The 20,414-nt window shown below is 39.3% G+C and carries 8 protein-coding genes; 2 read left to right on the forward strand and 6 right to left on the reverse strand.

Annotated features, from left to right (window positions below; all coding sequences use genetic code 11):
• Positions 1–6: 6 nt before the first annotated feature.
• The gene (locus SJY09_RS01280) at positions 7–684 is read left to right on the forward strand and encodes a class I SAM-dependent methyltransferase (protein ID WP_396637171.1); all 678 of its coding nucleotides are present in this window, start codon (positions 7–9) and stop codon (positions 682–684) included.
• A 383-nt stretch (positions 685–1,067) separates the two neighbouring features.
• On the forward strand, positions 1,068–3,614 hold the full coding sequence (locus SJY09_RS01285; RefSeq protein WP_396637172.1) for a phosphoenolpyruvate carboxylase: 2,547 nt from the start codon (positions 1,068–1,070) through the stop codon (positions 3,612–3,614).
• Between the two features lie 84 nt (positions 3,615–3,698).
• On the opposite strand, the gene SJY09_RS01290 is transcribed toward SJY09_RS01285, so the two are convergent.
• The 6 genes from SJY09_RS01290 to trpA form a co-directional block, all read right to left on the reverse strand.
• Complete coding sequence (locus SJY09_RS01290) at positions 3,699–5,783, reverse strand: hypothetical protein (protein WP_396637173.1); 2,085 nt, start codon at positions 5,781–5,783, stop codon at positions 3,699–3,701.
• A 133-nt stretch (positions 5,784–5,916) separates the two neighbouring features.
• On the reverse strand, positions 5,917–7,413 hold the full coding sequence (locus SJY09_RS01295) for a M20/M25/M40 family metallo-hydrolase (RefSeq protein ID WP_396637174.1): 1,497 nt from the start codon (positions 7,411–7,413) through the stop codon (positions 5,917–5,919).
• A gap of 99 nt (positions 7,414–7,512) precedes the next feature.
• Positions 7,513–13,176 carry an Ig-like domain-containing protein gene (locus SJY09_RS01300; protein ID WP_396637175.1) on the reverse strand — a complete coding sequence of 1,888 codons (5,664 nt, stop codon included), beginning with the start codon at positions 13,174–13,176 and terminating at the stop codon, positions 7,513–7,515.
• A 176-nt stretch (positions 13,177–13,352) separates the two neighbouring features.
• Complete coding sequence (locus tag SJY09_RS01305; protein WP_396637176.1) at positions 13,353–19,127, reverse strand: Ig-like domain-containing protein; 5,775 nt, start codon at positions 19,125–19,127, stop codon at positions 13,353–13,355.
• A gap of 333 nt (positions 19,128–19,460) precedes the next feature.
• The gene (locus SJY09_RS01310; protein ID WP_396637177.1) at positions 19,461–19,634 is read right to left on the reverse strand and encodes a hypothetical protein; all 174 of its coding nucleotides are present in this window, start codon (positions 19,632–19,634) and stop codon (positions 19,461–19,463) included.
• A gap of 9 nt (positions 19,635–19,643) precedes the next feature.
• Positions 19,644–20,405 (reverse strand): tryptophan synthase subunit alpha, encoded by a 762-nt coding sequence (gene trpA / locus SJY09_RS01315; RefSeq protein WP_396637178.1) that lies wholly within the window; start codon positions 20,403–20,405, stop codon positions 19,644–19,646.
• Positions 20,406–20,414: the final 9 nt, after the last annotated feature.

Consider the following 20,414-nt stretch of genomic DNA (forward strand, 5'->3'; position numbering starts at 1 on the left):
TTTTAGATGGAAGATAACGAACAAAAACCGAGCTTAGCAAAGCGGCCATGGCCTACAAAGGATGCCATGATACAAGTGTATCAAAAGCATCTTTGGGGAGGAGAAAAGATAGATTTTTATTCTGGAGTTGGCTCACATCATCCTGAAATTATAGGTCCTTACCTTGAGGCATTGATTTTATTTTTATCAGCTTTTGATCATCCTTTGGTCATTTGCGACTTAGGATGTGGAGATTTTAATATAGGCAAAGATTTAGTGAAATTTTCCAAACACTATATTGGGGTAGATATAGTGCCAGAACTTATAGCGCGTAATAAGAAAATATTCACTCAAGAAAATTTAGAATTTTATTGTTTGGACATTGCCAAGGACCATTTGCCCTTAGGGGATTGTGCTATTATAAGGCAGGTATTACAGCACTTATCAAATGATGAGGTAATGAAGATACTTCATAAACTAATTGCCTTTACATATGTAGTTGTAACAGAGCATGTACCTGTTGGAAACTTTGTGCCCAATAAAGATATTATTTCAGGTCAGGGAATACGACTTAAAAAGCAAAGTGGTGTTAATGTTTTAGCAGCACCATTTAATCTTAAGATAAAAGCGGAAAAGCTATTAACTGCAACTTATTTAGGCGAAGGTAAGGGTGTAATAGAAACGACTTTATATCAACTGAAGTAAATTAATTGTTGAAAATTACCTTAATTAAAAAGCCAAGTTTATAAGACGCTGAAAGCTTATGCAGAAGTTGTGACGTAAGCTGTTCAAAATATAAGAAGTGCATCAACTAAAAAGAGTCCAATCTTTTGGACTGGACTCTTTTACGAGAACACTATATGAAAATGAAAAAATTATTAACTTATTTACACTGTAAAGATATATTCCTTTATTCGTTGTAAAGACTTAATGTTGTCAAAGCTGTTGTTTTTGTGGTGTCGCCTACGAATTTTGTTATTTACTAAAATTTAAAGTCAAGATTCTCTAATAATAGCGATATTTATAGCGGAAAATTTGGTAAGTTAAACCAAACACTTCCAAATAAGAATTGATAACGAAATTGAGGTATGCAGCAGCAAGAACGATTAGAAGAATTTAAAAAATCCGTACAGAATAAGTTTAATGTTTACAACAGCCTGTTCTTAAATCTACCGTATCGGAATATAGAAAATGTGGGAATGCTCATTCCCCTATTAATGGATCAATCCCAGAAAGGCTTAAAATCTGGCTTGAATCCCAAGGAAATTATAGAAGATTTTTTCGAAAGATTCGCAAATCTTGATACCGAGGAAGAGCGTATAGATTTTATGTTCCGTATAATACAGTATGTAGAGCGTCAAGTGGTACTATATGATAGTGTAGAGGATGCGGCTTTTCCTAAAATACATAAGCATAGCAGTTCCTTATCCTTAAAGGACTATTTTCAGTTGGTAGAGAAGAATAATTCTTGGGAGGCTATTGCCGATAAGTTGGATAATTTTAGCGCAAGAATTGTACTTACAGCGCATCCAACCCAGTTTTACACACCAGCGGTTTTAGACATTATCACCAATTTAAGAACACTTATTTTGGAAGATAAAATAGATGAAATAGACGTTGCCTTGCAGCAATTAGGATTAACCTCTTTGGTAAATGCCAAAAAACCGACACCACTAGATGAAGCTAAAAATATAATATATACGCTTAGGAATGTCTACTATGACGCTATTGGCGATATGTATGCTTATATTAAAAGAAGTGCGGGCAGCAGAGGTTTTGAAAATCATGACATTGTCAAATTGGGTTTTTGGCCTGGAGGTGATAGAGATGGTAATCCCTTTGTTACCGCTAGTATTACAAAAGATGTAATGGACGAGTTGCGTATTAACCTCATGAAGTGTTATTATAACGACCTAAAAAGGTTACAACACAAACTAACTTTTAGAGAAGTACAGGAACCTATAAACAAGCTGCGTGCTAATTTATATAAGGCCATGTTCGACCCTACTAAAGATGTAGGATATGAAGATATTATAGGGCCTTTGCAGCAGATACGAACTGCATTGGTAGATAAGTATCACGATTTATATTTAAAAGATTTGGATTTGTTCATAGACAAGGTCAAAATCTTTAAAACCCATTTCGCCACTATTGATATAAGGCAGGACCATAGCATGCATACCAAAGTAATGAACGCGGTATTGGCAAAGAACGGTTTTGTCAAGGAAGATTTAAACGAACTTTCAGAATCAAAATTAATAGACATCTTATTGAATGAAAAGATGACCTTGGTGCCGGAAGATTACGAGGAAGATATTGTAAAAGATACTATTAAGAACGTATCGCAATTGATAACTATACAAGCAAAGAATGGGGAGGAAGGATGTAACAGGTATATTATCAGTAATTCTGAGGATATATTTAGTATTCTCTTTGTTTATGCCTTGTTTAGATGGTGTGGTTGGGAAGACAAGAAAATAACTTTTGATATTGTTCCGCTTTTTGAAACCATGAAGGGTATGGACAATGCGGAAGCTACCATGCAACAGCTTTTTAATTTAAAAGCATACAAGACCCATTTATCCAATAGAGGAAATAAACAGACCATAATGCTCGGTTTTTCTGATGGAACCAAGGATGGTGGTTATTTAAAAGCTAATTGGTCTATTCTTAAAACAAAAGAAGAACTTTCTGCGGTTTGTGATGCTAATGAAATAGCAGCTGTTTTCTTTGATGGTAGGGGAGGTCCACCGGCAAGGGGTGGTGGCAAAACACATCGTTTTTATGCTGCACAGACCAACAAGGTGGCTAACAACGAAATTCAATTAACCATCCAAGGGCAAACCATTACAAGTACTTATGGTACAAAGGAGCAATTTATTTATAATAGCGAACAGTTATTAACTGCCGGACTTTCCAATACCATATTAGGGAAAGAGATTACCATTTCAGAAGATTCCCGGGCCCTGATAGAAGAACTATCCGAACTGAGTTTCGAGAAATATGATGCCCTAAAACATCATGAAAACTTTATGCCTTACTTGGAAAACATGAGTACGTTAAAGTACTACACCAAAGCTAATATTGGAAGTAGGCCCGGTAAACGAGGCAATAAGGCTAAATTAGAATTATCGGATTTAAGGGCTATATCTTTTGTAGGATCCTGGAGTCAGTTAAAACAGAACGTTCCAGGTTATTTTGGAATAGGTACCGCCTTAAAGTCTTTAGCGGATAACGGCAGGTTTGATGAAGCCCAAAAATTATATGAAGAAGTTCCCTTTTTCCAAGCTTTGATGATGAATAGTATGATGAGTTTATCCAAATGCTATTTTGAATTAACAAGCTATATGAAAGAGAATGAAGCGTACGGTGATTTTTGGCAGATATTGCATGATGAGTACGAGCTTTCTAAAAAAATGCTTTTAGAGCTTTCCGGTATGGAGATCCTAATGGAAAAAGAAACTATCTCGAGAGAGTCTATAAAAATAAGAGAAAGCATTGTACTACCATTATTAGTAATACAGCAATACGCGCTTCAGAAAATTGGGGCGAATAGCAAGCATAAAGAACTATATGAGAAAATAGTAACACGTTCTTTATATGGGAATATTAATGCGAGTAGAAACTCTGCTTAAGTATTATCCTTATAAGGGTATAAATAAAAAGGGCAAGGAAATTATTTCCTTGCCCTTTTTTACAACAATCAAATAAACACTACACTAATGAATTTTTCGTAATACTTCTATAGAATTGGAAATGTCATAGCAACCCTCGAATTCATCAAAAGTCCATCCTGCTTTAAGGCCTTTTAGCCCATCCTCATATCTTATGTAATAGATAAAGCATGTGCCTTCACCGGCAGCATCGAAATTAACACCTTCTACAGCCTCTAAGGTTGGTGGAAGACCAAGGATTTTTCCGCTTTCATCGGTAATAATCCATGAACTATTGGCACCTGCTGCTTCAGAATTATCTAAAGTGATACCAGTTACAAAATCCGGAGTACCATCTACAATGAATTCGAAAGCACCTCCAGAGATACTTCCAGCATTTGGCTTGTTACGTATAACCTCTAAAGGATTGGAAAGGTCAAAATTCCCTTCAAGATTTGTTGCGTTCATTTCTGGCGCAAGACCCCTGATTTCGCCCTCATAACGTAAATACCATATCAAGCAAGTTCCTGCGCCCGCTTCATCAAAATCTACACCCTCAACAGCTTCAAGAGTTGGCGGTAATCCAAGTATATTTCCTTTATCATCTGTAATTACCCAAGTGCTATTGCTCCCAAAAGCATTACTGCTGTCTAAAGCTATCCCGCTTACATTATCGGTTACGCCGTCCACACAGAAGCTATAGGGACCGCCAGAGATTGTACCTGCTTTGGCACCTTTTAACCTGTTTACCTCAACTGGATTGGATAGGTCAAAACATCCTTCTAAATTATTTGCGTTCATTCCCATTTCCGCACCTTGTAAACCTTCTTCATAACGTAGGTACCATATGAGGCAAGTACCCGGTCCTGCACCATCAAAATTAACGCCTTCAACTGCATCTAAAGTTGGTGGTAATCCTAATATATTTCCTAGATCATCTGTAATGACCCAAGTACTGAGCGAACCGCTAGCTTCAGAATTGTCCAAATGAATACCGCTTACAAAATCTTCCTCTCCATCAACATAAAACGTATAGGGACCACCGGTCAAAGTTCCCGCATTTGGTTTACTTCTAACTACTTCCAAAGCATTGGATAATCCAAAATTACCTTTTAGATCGTTGGCATTAATACCTGCCTCAAGTCCTGTCAGACCTTCTTCGTATCGTAAATACCATATAAGGCATGTTCCAGCTCCTGCTCCGTCAAAGTCAACTCCTTTTACAGCGTCTAAAGTCGGGGGTAGGCCTAAGATGTTTCCCTTGTCATCCGTTATTATCCAACTGCTCAAGCTTCCAGAAGCTTCGCTGGCATCTAAGCTGATATCGGTAACAAAATCGGCTGTGCCATCAACACAAAAACTAAACGGACCACCAGATATTACACCTGCCTGTGCCGCTTGTAATCGAGTAACTTCAATAGAATTAGAAAGACTAAAACAACCAGAAAGGTCTGCGGCGTTTAAACCAGCTTCTGCACCTTCTAGACCATCTTCAAAACGCAAATACCAGATAAGGCAAACACCCGCACCAGCTTGGTCAAAATCTACTTCTTTTACCGCATCTAAAGTGGGAGGTAGGCCTAAGATGTTGAGCTTATCGTCTGTAATTACCCAAGTACTATTTGTTCCTTTGGCGTTTTCAGCGTTAAGTGTCAATTCCTTAACAAAATCAGGTGTGCCATCTACGGTAAATTTGTAAGGTCCACCAGAAATTTCGCCTGCAACGGTTTCGTTTCTAACTACCTCTATCGAATTCGAGAGGTCAAATGTCCCTGTTAAATCATCTGTGTTCAGGCCTGCTTCTAAACCTGCAAGACCGTCTTCATATCTTAAATACCAGATTAGGCAAACTCCCGCTCCCGCTCTATCAAAGTTAACACCCTCTAAAGCTTCAATAGTAGGGGGAAGGCCTAAAATATTTCTTTGGTCATCAGTGACAATAAATGAGCTGTTTGTGCCCATACTTTCATCACTGTTAAGGGTAATACCAGAAACCATATCGGCTACTCCATCTACACAAAATGTAAAAGGTCCGCCAGCAATTGCTCCGGATACTGGCGTAATTGGTTGTTGAACTTGTTCGTTCTCTTCGGAACAGCTTGCTAATAGTAGCAAAAAGATAAAAATGGTTAAAAGATTAGTTTTTTTCATTGTAATGTATTTTAGGTTTTGTACAAATGAAAAAATAGGAGATAACAAAGTGGTCACAGAAAGATTTTCTTTCCGTGATATTTTCATGATAATTTAGAATATCTTACTCAAATAACTCTTTTAATGACGATATTTAATTCAAAGGAGTGCTTAGAATAGCGTAGAATGTTTGAATACCATAGGCTATTTGACCAATTTTTAAATTCTCATTGGGACTATGCTGATTATTGTCCGCGTTTACCATTGGTACGATAAACGCCGGAATTTTTAACTCGTTTATAAATGGTGAAATAGGCACGGTTCCGCCCATAATCCGAATTTGAACAACATCGTCTTGGAATGTACTTTTTAGTGTTTTAACAAGGAAATCACCATTAGGATTATTAAGGTCGGTTCTAAAAGCATCGGTAACCGAGCCTTCTTTGAACATTACGATTTTATCGTGTTCTAGACGTTCTTTTGCTGTTGGTAGATCATTAGTAATGTAAAAACCTTCACTTGTAATATAGTTCTTGACCAGATTTTTAAGACGCGTACCATCAGATTCGGGAACAAGTCTTAAATCGAGTTCAACAGTCGCAGTCGCCGGAACTATAGTTCTCGCTTTTTCACCAATCCATCCAGAACCTAAACCTCGAATGTTTAGGCTAGGATATTGTAGTGCCTCTTGGTAAAATGCCCCTACTTTTTCCGCTGTTTTAAATTGAAGTTTCTCTGAAATTAATTCATCACTATCCGGAACACTTTTCAAGACGGCCTGTGTGGCTTCGTTTAAATTAATACCATCATAATATCCTGGAATTAGAACTCGACCCTCTTTATCTTTCATATTAGCTAGTAATTGGGCTAACTGAAATCCTGGGTTGGGAGCATAATTTCCGTAGTGACCGCTGTGTTGCGGTTTAATGGGGCCAAATGTTGTTAAGGATAATGTTGTTATTCCACGGCATCCATAAATAATAGTTGGTTTACCAGACGGGTGAACAGGCCCATCGTTAATCACTAAAAAATCTGCTTTTAAAAGTTCTCTGTACTGTTTTACGGCCTGGGGTAGGGGCTTACTACTTTTTTCTTCCTCACTGTCTAGAATGACCTTAACATTAAAGGGAAGTGCTATATTATTTTTCTTCAAAAGATCAATAGCATTAAGAAACATGACAATGGGTCCCTTATCATCTGAGGTAGAGCGTCCAAATAAGCGCCAGTCATAATTAATGTCGTCATTTAAGTCCGAAAAAGACTCGGTCTTCCATTGGTCTCCGTCTTTAGATTTTAATACGGTTTCATAAGGATTAGGTTGGTCCCATTTAGAAGGATCAACTGACTGGCCATCCAAATGCATATAAAATAATATAGTGGGTTTGCTGTCGTCCATGGGGAGGGCAGCAAAGAATAAGGGTAGATTCTCAGTTTCTAAGATACTCGTATTAAAGCCCCGATTATTGAACTTATCTCGCAACCAGATAAGGTTAGCATCTATATCGTCCGCATTTAAAGCATCATTTGGGATTTTTACAAAATCTACTAGTTCATCGATACTATGCCTTACTTGAGATTTTATAGCGGTAGAGTCTTGGGAAAATCCCCAGATACTTAAAAAAAATAGTGATACAAAATAGAGCTTTTTCATAGTACTTATTTGAATCCCTAAAATAGCTCTTTATAACAAAATTTGAACAAGAAAGCCTCTAAATTAATTTAGAGGCGTTATTCTTATTAATGTTGGTCTTTATTTAATGATTAAAGATTTAGCTTCTATTTTATCTACGGTTCGGAAAAGGATATGATATACTCCATCCGATAGTTGTTCCAGGTTCATTTCTTCGAACGCACCGTGATTTTCGGCAAAGACGGTTTCATGGACGATTTTCCCTGATGAATTGTAGACGGTAATATTCACGTTCTTTTGGGATAGGGACCTTAAATCGATTGTGACCATACCTTTGCTCGGGTTTGGAAAGACGGACAGTTCACCCGTGCCTTCTGTTTCCAATAAAGGAGTTATGGTCGTTAACGCACTAACGGAGGGAACCACCTGTAAGGTCAAAACGGTAGTGCATCCGTTTTCTGTTGTGAATTGGTAATCCCCTGCATCTTCGGGGCCCAAGTTGAATATGACCAAATCTTCAATGCCCATGTCCTTATCGTTACCATTGGCCCCTGAAACGGAGAAGGCTCCCTCTTCGTTGGGCAATATGCTCAATATTATCCAGTCACCTTCGGTCAAAGAGAGCACTTGGTTATCCTCTGCTTGCAGATAGTCCTGTCCGTTTATGTTGTATTCGGGGACAAGATTTATGTTGGTACAGTCCAAAGGTGTGTTCTCGAGTGTTAAATCCAATGTTGTTGTACATCCGTTTTCTGTAGTAAATGTATAGGTACCCGTATCGGACTCCGATAGATCGAATATGGTCAGGTCCTGTATGTCCATGGGTTTATTGTTGGGTCCCGTTATCGAGAATGCGCCATCGTTTGGTAGTACGCTCAAAATGATCCAGTCCCCTTGGTTTAAGGAGAGCGTTGCGTTGTCCTCACCTGCAAGGTATTCCTGTCCGTTTATATTGTATTCCGGTATCAGACCTACGGAGGTACAATTTACGGGAGCATCGTCTATGGTAATGTTCAATGTGGTTGTACAACCATCTTCCGTGGTGAAGGTATAGATACCTGTATCGGATTGTGAGAAGTTGAATAAGGTAAGGTCGTTAATATCCATTGGTTTTTCATTACCGTTCGGTCCCGTTATGGAAAAAGCCCCATCGTTCGGCAATACACTTAGAATGAGCCAATCACCTTCTGAAAGGGTTATTGAGCCATTGCTTTCTGCAGCTAGATATTCCTGACCGTTTATGTTGTACTCTGGAATCAAGTTTACGGAAGCACAATTTACAGGAGTGCTATCTATAAGTACTTCTAGACTGGTCGTACATCCATCTTCCGTGGTGAAGGTATAGATACCTGTATCGGATTGTGAGAAGTTGAATAAGGTAAGGTCGTTAATATCCATTGGTTTTTCATTACCGTTCGGTCCCGTTATGGAGAAAGCCCCATCGTTCGGCAACACACTTAGAATGAGCCAATCACCTTCGGAAAGTGTTATTGAGCCATTGCTTTCTGCAGCTACATATTCCTGACCGTTTATATTGTACTCTGGGGTCAAGTTTACGGAAGCACAAGTTGTAGAATCTACTGTTAGGGTTAAATCCGCTGTATATGCTCCGTCAACGGTGGTTACGGTTATGGTAGCTGTTCCTTCGGAAACGGCTATTACCTCACCGTTACCGTCCACTGTTGCGATGGTTTCGTCACTACTGCTCCATTGAACGGTTTGGTCGGTTGCATCTTCAGGGTTTATAGTTGCGGTAAGAACAATGGATTGTCCTATTTCTAGCGTTGCTGAAGATTCATTCAAGGTAACCCCTGTAACCCCTATCGAATTAGGTTCTACTGTAATGTTGGAGGTATCTTCGAACGCACCGTCAGCGGTTATTGCCGAGATTGTTGCGACACCTGGAGCTTGTGCCAGAACGACTCCGTTCGCGTCTACGGTGGCGATCGTGTTATCACTTGAAGACCATGTAATCTGAGTGTTAGTTGCATTTTGCGGAATTACATTCGCAGAGAGATTAATTGTCTCGCCAATAATTAGGTTTGCAGCCTCTGGATTTATGTTTATTCCCGTTACAGGTATATCAGGACTGGTTACGGTTACCGAAACGTTAGCGGTAAAATCCCCGTCGTTGGTAGTTGCCGTAATTGTAGCGATACCCTCTGCAATGGCGGTTATTGTACCGTCTGAATTTACGTTGGCGATGTTCTCATCGGATGAGGACCAATTGACCAATGTGTCATCCGCATCTTCTGGCTGCACGGAGGCATCAATGGTAATGTTCTCTCCAACTTCAAGAGAAATGTTTTCTTCACTTAAAACAATCCCCGTAACTAAAACAGGTTCCCGACATAGGCTAGTGACTACGAAATCATCGATACCGGCCTCAATAATATCTCCGTTGGAAGTACCGTCTGAAGCGGAAACCCTAAGTACAAGATCAGATCCTTGAGGTATTTCCGCTTTTGCTTCCGTCCATTGTGCGTTTACGGTCTCATCCCCATAGGAGGCGAGTGCGGTGTAGGAGGTACCATTGTCCAATGAATATTCCAATAGGAAATAGTCGTCCGGGTCATCCCCGGCATCCCTTTGGCCAAAGAAATACCAAATTGAAAGTTCGGAATCCTGCGTTATCCGATATACAGGAGAAGTAGCTATGCTCACACCTTGATCTACGTCGTTGGCGCCCACGGAAGTGTTGGTAGCGGTAAAAAATGCATTAGTACCCTGAGGGCTGTGGTCATCTTCCAACTGTGTTATGATACCGGAAGTAACCTGTGAGGTAGGATCGGCAACAATGAAGGTGCCGGTAGATGCGGTCCCTGAGGTGATCCAATCCGATGCGGAAGCATTTTCAAAATCAATGGAAACAACGATTTCTCCTTCACAAGGGCAGCTGTTTGTGCATGAACCGCCACAATCGATACCCGTTTCGTCACCATTTTTAAGACCGTCGTCGCAAGTGGGTTCTGGGGTGTTGATTAAATCTGTAAAAATCCATTTAAAATAATCGGATCCATCGTAAGAATAGGTTTTAATACTCGCACCGGCAGTATCTGCATTGTTTTCAACACCGAGATACAAACCATTTGCCAAACTTTTAATAACAAATTGATTATCCTCAATATATTCAAATTTGAAATCTTGTGCGATTGTACCGTTTTCGTCAAATTGAATGACATTGGTTCCTGGAGCTTGTCCTCTGCCTTCCACATCTATGTTTTTATTGCTATGCACCGCTTTAATCCTGTAATCAGTGTCGTTCACGGATTGAACAATAAACTGTTGATTTTCGGCTGCTAAATCTTCCCACTGATGGACATCGGCATAATTTTCTTGAGATTGCCCAGAAATATCCATAACCTTTCCACTACCAACATTTGTAATCTTATAAGTTGAGGGTTTAATTTTTGGAGTTATAGTATTAGGATCAAGTTGATTAATCCATTCTGATATGAGGCTTACCGCTCTTTCATCAACTGTATTTTTTGCAATTGGAGGCATTGCTATTGATGCATCTGTACTGTTCGTTCTATGAAAAAGAATTGATTTGGAAGCATCTCCAGGAACAACAATTTTTTCTCCATCAATTCCTATAGGAGTATTTGTTCCAACGGTTAAAAGATTTGTTTGTGCCAAACTATTAAAAAGTCTAAGGTCAAATTGGGCCCTTTCTCCAGTGCCTCCTGGTCTATGACAATAGGCACAATTTAAATCTAAATAAGACCTTGCTTTTTCGTCTAAAGTAGCTGTATCATCAGCTAGGGTTTTATATGTTTGGAAATTTTCGGTATCTGCGTCATCAATGGTCGCATTGAGAATGCCCAAGTGGCTAAGTGTAACCAATTGATTACCGGTTTTTCCTGTTTTTTCATAAGTATAGTCCGAATTTAAATATCGCGTTCTGGTACCTAGGGTTCCACCGGTTGCAGGGTTATGACAAGAAATACAATCTGCGGCTGACGGATATGTCCATGTTTGTATTTCTGTACTTCCATCCGCTTTCGAAATTTGAATATTTTCGTTAAGACCCGATTCTAAAAGAAGGGCATCTGTTTGTGCATCATTCCATTTATAGGTTAAATAATAGAAAGAACCGTTAGTGGTTTTGATTGAGAAACGTGTTTCTAATCTCTTGGTAAGTGAAGGGTTGTTTTCATCAATAGAAAGCTCGAAATGTTTTATGAGTACGGAGCCCACTGGAAATTCCCAATCGCTATTTTCCGAGAATGAGATTTGTTCACTTGCTGTATCGTGCGAACCGTTGTTTGGTATGGCCATCCAACGCTTTTTTTCTGCACCATCGGACCAGAACGCCTCTATCAATTCGTAGGGAATAACCCCTTGGCTTGGTTGTAAGGTCTGTAAATCTTGAAAAGCTCCAGTTTCTGATAAGAGGGAAGGAACATTTCCTTCCAATTCAGCACTTTGTCTAAGCTTATATAATGGCACATTATCTCCTTGACTCAATAGATATAATTCTCCTTTGTTGTCCTCTCCAAACGAAATGATATTCGTTGGGGAAAATTCTGTAACTAATTCATATTGCCCCGTGTTTATGTCCACGGCCCAGATTTCTTCTCCAACACCATAATCAGCACAAAAATATTTTCCGTAGTAATCTGGCATGGCATTACCCCTATAAACATAACCACCGATAATTGCATTGGCCTCTGCTCTAGGAAAAGATACTAAAGGTCTTTCGTGTGGCATGTTGTCAAGCATTTCTATACAATTACGGTTGGTAAACATATTGCCTTCCCATAAAGGCCAACCGTAATTTTTCCCCGGTCTGACAACATTGATTTCCTCGTGTGTGCCTTCGCCAATCTCACCAATATACATGGTGCCGGTTAGGCGGTCTTTGGTCATTCTATGTGGGTTTCTATGACCTATAGAATAATACTCTTCAAAACGATTTCCGTTAGGACTTGGAAATGGATTGTCATTCGGAATCCAATAACCAACGCCAGAAATTTCGTCAGCAAAACGTCCTCCCTCTGGCATTTTCCGAATTGGAGCGTGACTCTTTGTTGGATTTTGATCAACGTCTATCCTAAGGACTCCCCCATCTAAATTTGTATCGATGATTTGGGATTTACTATATGCAGATTGATCTCCGGTAGGTATATAAAGATAGCCATCATTTCCAAAAGACATACCACCACCCCTATGAGTAGAACTGAACATTCGCATTTTTATCATCTCCAAACCACTGTTGGGTACCACGTCTAAATTGTTTGGATTAACTTCAATTCTTTTCAAAATCAAATAGTTACCCCAGAAGTCCTCCCTATTACAACCAAAACCTGAAATAAAACCATTAGGATAATTGTCTCCATTACGGTCTTTTGTTGTGTAAAACAAGTAGAAGTAATTCTTGCCAGAAGTACCAAACTCAGGATGAATGGATAGGCCTAGAAAACCACCATCCCATACCACGCCAACTTCATTGGATAAATCTGCTAAAAGATTTTTGTTGGCGATGTCATTGTCATTTTCGAACCAAAATATTTTTCCGTCTCTTTGACCAACTACCAACTTATTACTATTGGGAATCGTTGTGAAGGTCAAAGGAGAATCAAATCTAAGATTTGGGAAAGCAGATACATACGGCTCCGCTGTGTTTGATTTATCTGGGAAAGCACCATTTAAAAAACTGTCAATAGGTTCAGGTGTATCTAAACCAGAATCAGCAAAGTATGGTATTGCACTAAACATGGAAAAGGTTAAAAAAACGATACCGATTTTTTTTGATTTATTAAGGAGTAAGTTTGCTTTCATACAGGAACAAAATTTAGTGTTAAAAGTAGCGTTTGAAATAAGATTACTGACCCTAGAATTTTTAGTTTTCGGCAAAAAACGATTATTCTGGATTATTTGCTGCGCTTAATATTTTCAACGTATTTATTTTCTTATAAATTCTTTGGAATTATAAAATGGGAGTTTTAGTGTTCGATTTATTTTTTAATGATTAAAGATTTAGCTTCTATTTTATCTACGGTTCGGAAAAGGATATGATATACGCCATCGGATAGTTGTTCCAGGTTCATTTCTTCGAACGCACCGTGATTTTCGGCAAAGACGGTTTCATGAACGATTTTCCCTGATGAATTGTAGACGGTAATATTCACGTTCTTTTGGGATAGGGACCTTAAATCGATTGTGACCATACCTTTGCTCGGGTTAGGAAAGACGGACAGTTCACCCGTGCCTTCTGTTTCCAATAAAGGAGTTATGGTCGTTAACGCACTAACGGAGGGAACCACCTGTAAGGTCAAAACGGTAGTGCATCCGTTTTCTGTTGTGAATTGGTAATCCCCTGCATCTTCGGGGCCCAAGTTGAATATGACCAAATCTTCAATGCCCATGTCCTTATCGTTACCATTGGCCCCTGAAACGGAGAAGGCTCCCTCTTCGTTGGGCAATATGCTCAATATTATCCAGTCACCTTCGGTCAAAGAGAGCACTTGGTTATCCTCTGCTTGCAGATAGTCCTGTCCGTTTATGTTGTATTCGGGGACAAGATTTATGTTGGTACAGTCCAAAGGTGTGTTCTCGAGTGTTAAATTCAATGTTGTTGTACATCCGTTTTCTGTAGTAAATGTATAGGTACCCGTATCGGACTCCGATAGATCGAATATGGTCAGGTCCTGTATGTCCATGGGTTTATTGTTGGGTCCCGTTATCGAGAATGCGCCATCGTTTGGTAGTACGCTCAAAATGATCCAGTCCCCTTGGTTTAAGGAGAGCGTTGCGTTGTCCTCATCTGCAAGGTATTCCTGTCCGTTTATATTGTATTCCGGTATCAGACCTACGGAGGTACAATTTACGGGAGCATCGTCTATGGTAATGTTCAATGTGGTTGTACAACCATCTTCCGTGGTGAAGGTATAGATACCTGTATCGGATTGTGAGAAGTTGAATAAGGTAAGGTCGTTAATATCCATTGGTTTTTCATTACCGTTCGGTCCCGTTATGGAAAAAGCCCCATCGTTCGGCAATACACTTAGAATGAGCCAATCACCTTCTGAAAGGGTTATTGAGCCATTGCTTTCTGCAGCTAGATATTCCTGACCGTTTATGTTGTACTCTGGAATCAAGTTTACGGAAGCACAATTTACAGGAGTGCTATCTATAAGTACTTCTAGACTGGTCGTACATCCATCTTCCGTGGTGAAGGTATAGATACCTGTATCGGATTGTGAGAAGTTGAATAAGGTAAGGTCGTTAATATCCATTGGTTTTTCATTACCGTTCGGTCCCGTTATGGAGAAAGCCCCATCGTTCGGCAACACACTTAGAATGAGCCAATCACCTTCGGAAAGTGTTATTGAGCCATTGCTTTCTGCAGCTACATATTCCTGACCGTTTATATTGTACTCTGGGGTCAAGTTTACGGAAGCACAAGTTGTAGAATCTACTGTTAGGGTTAAATCCGCTGTATATGCTCCGTCAACGGTGGTTACGGTTATGGTAGCTGTTCCTTCGGAAACGGCTATTACCTCACCGTTACCGTCCACTGTTGCGATGGTTTCGTCACTACTGCTCCATTGAACGGTTTGGTCGGTTGCATCTTCAGGGTTTATAGTTGCGGTAAGAACAATGGATTGTCCTATTTCTAGCGTTGCTGAAGATTCATTCAAGGTAACCCCTGTAACCCCTATCGAATTAGGTTCTACTGTAATGTTGGAGGTATCTTCGAACGCACCGTCAGCGGTTATTGCCGAGATTGTTGCGACACCTGGAGCTTGTGCCAGAACGACTCCGTTCGCGTCTACGGTGGCGATCGTGTTATCACTTGAAGACCATGTAATCTGAGTGTTAGTTGCATTTTGCGGAATTACATTCGCAGAGAGATTAATTGTCTCGCCAATAATTAGGTTTGCAGCCTCTGGATTTATGTTTATTCCCGTTACAGGTATATCAGGACTGGTTACGGTTACGGCTACGTTAGCGGTAAAATCCCCGTCGTTGGTAGTTGCCGTAATTGTAGCGATACCCTCTGCAATGGCGGTTATTGTACCGTCTGAATTTACGTTGGCGATGTTCTCATCGGATGAGGACCAATTGACCAATGTGTCATCCGCATCTTCTGGCTGCACGGAGGCATCAATGGTAATGTTCTCTCCAACTTCAAGAGAAATGTTTTCTTCACTTAAAACAATCCCCGTAACTAAAACAGGTTCCCGACATAGGCTAGTGACTACGAAATCATCGATACCGGCCTCAATAATATCTCCGTTGGAAGTACCGTCTGAAGCGGAAACCCTAAGTACAAGATCAGATCCTTGAGGTATTTCCGCTTTTGCTTCCGTCCATTGTGCGTTTACGGTCTCATCCCCATAGGAAGCGAGTGCGGTGTAGGAGGTACCATTGTCCAATGAATATTCCAATAGGAAATAGTCGTCCGGGTCATCCCCGGCATCCCTTTGGCCAAAGAAATACCAAATTGAAAGTTCGGAATCCTGCGTTATCCGATATACAGGAGAAGTAGCTATGCTCACACCTTGATCTACGTCGTTTGCGCCCACGGAAGTGTTGGTAGCGGTAAAAAATGCATTAGTACCCTGAGGGCTGTGGTCATCTTCCAACTGTGTTATGATACCGGAAGTAACCTGTGAGGTAGGATCGGCAACAATGAAGGTGCCGGTAGATGCGGTCCCTGAGGTGATCCAATCCGATGCGGAAGCATTTTCAAAATCAATGGAAACAACGATTTCTCCTTCACAAGGGCAGCTGTTTGTGCATGAACCGCCACAATCGATACCCGTTTCGTCACCATTTTTAAGACCGTCGTCGCAAGTGGGTTCTGGTACAGATTCAACAACTTTCAAAAATTGATTCGGCTGTGGGTTTATTATTTCATCGACATTTCCTGAGGGCCAACGAACTACAACTTTATCTACAGTAGTATTAACTCCAATACCAAAATGTTGCGTATACGAATTTACCAGGCCATAACCTTCACCTGAGCGAACATCTCTAATCTGTATACCCCAAGTACCATATAATTCAACTCGAGCTCCAATAGCATTTATATTACTATTGGTTCCAGTTAATTGAATATTTAAAAAGTTGTTTGAGTTTCCATTATTTAACCAAATACGATCTTTGGTAGAACTCGGTGAATTTAGTCCGGTCGCATACCCAGCGTAGATGTCTAAGAACCCATCATGATTGATATCACCAACTGAGAAAGATTGAATTTGATTTGAATTAAATGGATTAGTTGCATTCTGAAAAGTACCATCCCCATTATTATAAAAAATATAGTGATAGTCACCAGATACCATTAAATCTATAAATCCGTCATTATTAAAATCTTTAAAGAAACCTTGAATACCATAAAAATTTGCTGGATCTAGAACTGGTAAAAGCCCGCTACCAGAAGTTACTTCAGTAAAAGTACCATTACCGTTGTTACGCATTAAATTAGGTCCTGTTCCGTGATTGATGATAATCGCATCTAAATCACCATCATTATCAATATCTCCAAAATCTGAAAGCCATGTTTGATCACCTATTTTAAGATTGGCTTCCGCAGCTACTTCATTATAGTTGTTATTACCATCATTTTGCCATAGCATATTTATACGGCGCGGATCGGTGGGGTCAGTTACGCCGCCACGGCATTTAGATATGTATAAGTCTAAATCACCATCATTGTCATAATCAGTCCACATGCTCGCATAATTTCCTGAATTGTCGCTAATTGGAATTGTTTCTGTACTTATTAAATCTTCATTAAAAAACAAAGTTCCATTTTGGTTATTTTGATATGCTCGTGATTCTGCAAGATCATGGCAAGCAAAAATATCTGCCCAACCATCACTATTGATATCAGCGAAATTTGCGCCTTGCAAGAATATATCATCAGAGTCTGGTAAAATAGATTGCGAGTATGAGTTGTTGCCATTATTATTCTTGATAATTTTCAAGTTATCTTTAAAACCACCTGACATAACATCATTATATCCATTTTGATCAAAATCAGCTATGGCAGTACCCCATTGGTTTTGTGTGCTAACAGCACCATGATCATGAGTGGTAAATTGCTGTCCAGCTCCGTTTTGATATTGAATTCTTAGATTTCTTGCCGAATTAAATTGAACAATATCATCTCTACCATCGCCATTCATGTCAATAACACCCATGGGTAGGCCACTAAAGTTGTCTTGTCGTAAAAGTGTTGTGCCATCCGTGAACGAAACTGTATTACTACCAGGGTTATTATTATTTACTGCGATTGAAGTGGATGTTTGATCTGATTCCGAACCATCATTTACAGTTAATGTTACCGTATATGCTCCAATATTGGTAAATACATGGCTGGTTGTTATACCTGTAGCTGTACTACCATCACCAAAATCCCAAGAATAGGTTAATGGATCATTATCTGCATCGGTTGATGCAGATGCATCAAAATTAACACTCAACGGAGACGTACCGCTTACCGTAGAGGCAGAAAATACCGCTACGGGAGGTGAAGATGTAGTTGGTGTAAGGCTATTAATCCAATCTTCTATTAGTTGAACACCACCTGCATCAACAACATCTTTGGATATCGGCGGCATTTCAATACCTGTTTGGGTTGAGTTCATTCTAAAGTGTGCCATGGAGTTAGCAACATCTTGGGGAATAATTACTTTAGGGTTATTTAACCCTTCATCATATACCACATCACCATTTATAATATTTTGATTTTCTAGTGGCGTAGTATAGCGCGCATCAAACATAGCGATGTTATCTACGCTAGGGTTGTGGCAGCTTGCACAGTTTACATCTAAATAGGTTCTTGCCTTGTCCTCAAGAGAGGCATTTGCATCATTTTTTGCGTAGACTTTAGGGTAGTTGTCAACGTTACTGGCTGTTATAGTTTCACTTATAATACCAATTTGACTCAAAGCCACTAATTGATTGAGTGTTGAACCGTTACTAGGGTAGGTAATCTCTTTGTTTAAATTTCTGGTTTTAGGACCTAGCACACTTCCGTTCTGAGGAAAGTGACAGGAGGCACATTCAGCTCTGCTGGGGTAGTGCCAAGATTGTGTAATACCGTTTACTATAACATCTTCATCAACAGCGTCGTTTAATAAAGTTGCATTAGTTTGCGCATCATTCCATTTATACGTTAGGTAATAAAAGACATCATCATCCCCTTTTATTTCAAATCTTGTTTCTAAACGTTTACCTCCCAATTCAAAATGCTTTATGAGGACGCTTCCTTTGGGAAAATCCCAAGCATCCGTGTTTGAAAACACAATCTGTTCTTCTGCAGAATCATGGTTTCCATCATTGGGTATGACCATCCATCTACTTTTTTCAGCACCATCGGACCAAAAAGGCTCAATCATATCATAGGGAATTAATTCGGGTGCGGGTACAAGATTTACCAAGTTTGTAAAAGCACCGGTTTGTGATAACAGATTAGGGGCGTTACCACCGTTGCCAAGTGGTGCAGGTGTTATAGTTGGTAAACTATTGTTTAAAAACTTTCCTGTGGGAACAGGATTTAGAAGTGGTATTAAGACTGGTTGGTCAACAGGTTCATTTATTGGGTAACTATTTTCACTAAATGGTAGTTGCTTCTTAGGGGTTTCTAACTGACTGAAATCAAAATAAGCTAACTCCTCCGTACTTTCCTTAGGTTTATCCTTAAGATTGAATAGGGTTAGTATTGATATAGAAATAAAGGAAGCTGTTGCTAATAAGGCAAGACTTTGTTTTTTCATACTGTCGGTCAAAAATGATTTTTGAACCTTGGCACAATTAAATCCGTAACAAGCATACCATGTATAACTACAAAGACTTGTATCTGTTGGGAACAAAATAAAACGGGAGTAATTTTAAGCCATAGGCACTCTAAAAATCTAATAGTTAATGGTTATAACAGAGCAAATTAAGAAAGTAGGGAAAGTATGCTAAGAAAATTTTAACATTTTCGGTAAAAAACCGATTTAATGGATATATGGTTTTTTAAAGAAATATAATGTATTGATTTACTTACAATTACATAGGAATAATTGAGTTTTGAAGTAAGGTTTTAAGTTCGTTATTTTAATTTATTATCTACGATTTTCAATAACCATGGTGCGAGAAGGATAGGGAATAGTAAAAATAGCGAAGGTTAGCCCAAAATTGTTCTTAACGGGAAGTGTTATATAAACTAAAACTAAAAAACACCCTACTATGGTCAATGAAATTGAAATCTCATCCTTCGTTGGTTTGGAGATTTTCATCTTATATAATTATCGAATCTTTCTTATAAATTCTTGAATCTTATTTTTCCCACAAACCGTTAAATGCTTAATAAAAGCAGAACCAATAATAGCGCCTTTGGCAGTTTTTGTAGCCTGTTGAAAGGTTTCTGCATCTTTTATCCCAAAACCAACAATCTGTGGTTTTTTTAAATTCATTTTAGCAATACGCTCAAAATAAGCCTCTTGTTCGTTACCAAAACCAGATTTAGAACCCGTAACACTAGCGGAACTTACCATATAGATAAAACCGTCAGAGGCTTCGTCAATTTCGCGAATACGTTCGTCGCTAGTCTGTGGTGTAATTAAAAATACATTGATGAGACCGTACTTTTTAAAGATGTCCTCATATTCATTCTTATATACATCCAAAGGTAAATCTGGCATAATAAGTCCATCAACACCTATTTCATGACATTTTTTACAGAAATCCTGAACGCCGTATTGTAGCATGGGATTAAAATAGCCCATAACTATTAAGGGAATAGCAACCGTTTGCCTTATATCTTTAAGTTGTTCAAACAGTTTTTCGGTGGTCATGCCATTTTTAAGGGCGGCTGTGGAACTCTCCTGTATGGTTGGTCCATCTGCCAAGGGGTCGCTAAAAGGCAGACCAATTTCAATCATATCTACACCATTATTTTCAAGGTCTTGAATAATGGGCACGGTATCTTCTAAGGCCGGATAACCCGCAGTGAAATATATGGACAAGAGCTTTTTATTCTCCTGCATCTTTTGATTAATTCTGTTCATTTGTTCAGT

Origin of the sequence: Maribacter sp. R77961, assembly GCF_044594925.1 — a bacterium.
Lineage (GTDB): Bacteria > Bacteroidota > Bacteroidia > Flavobacteriales > Flavobacteriaceae > Maribacter.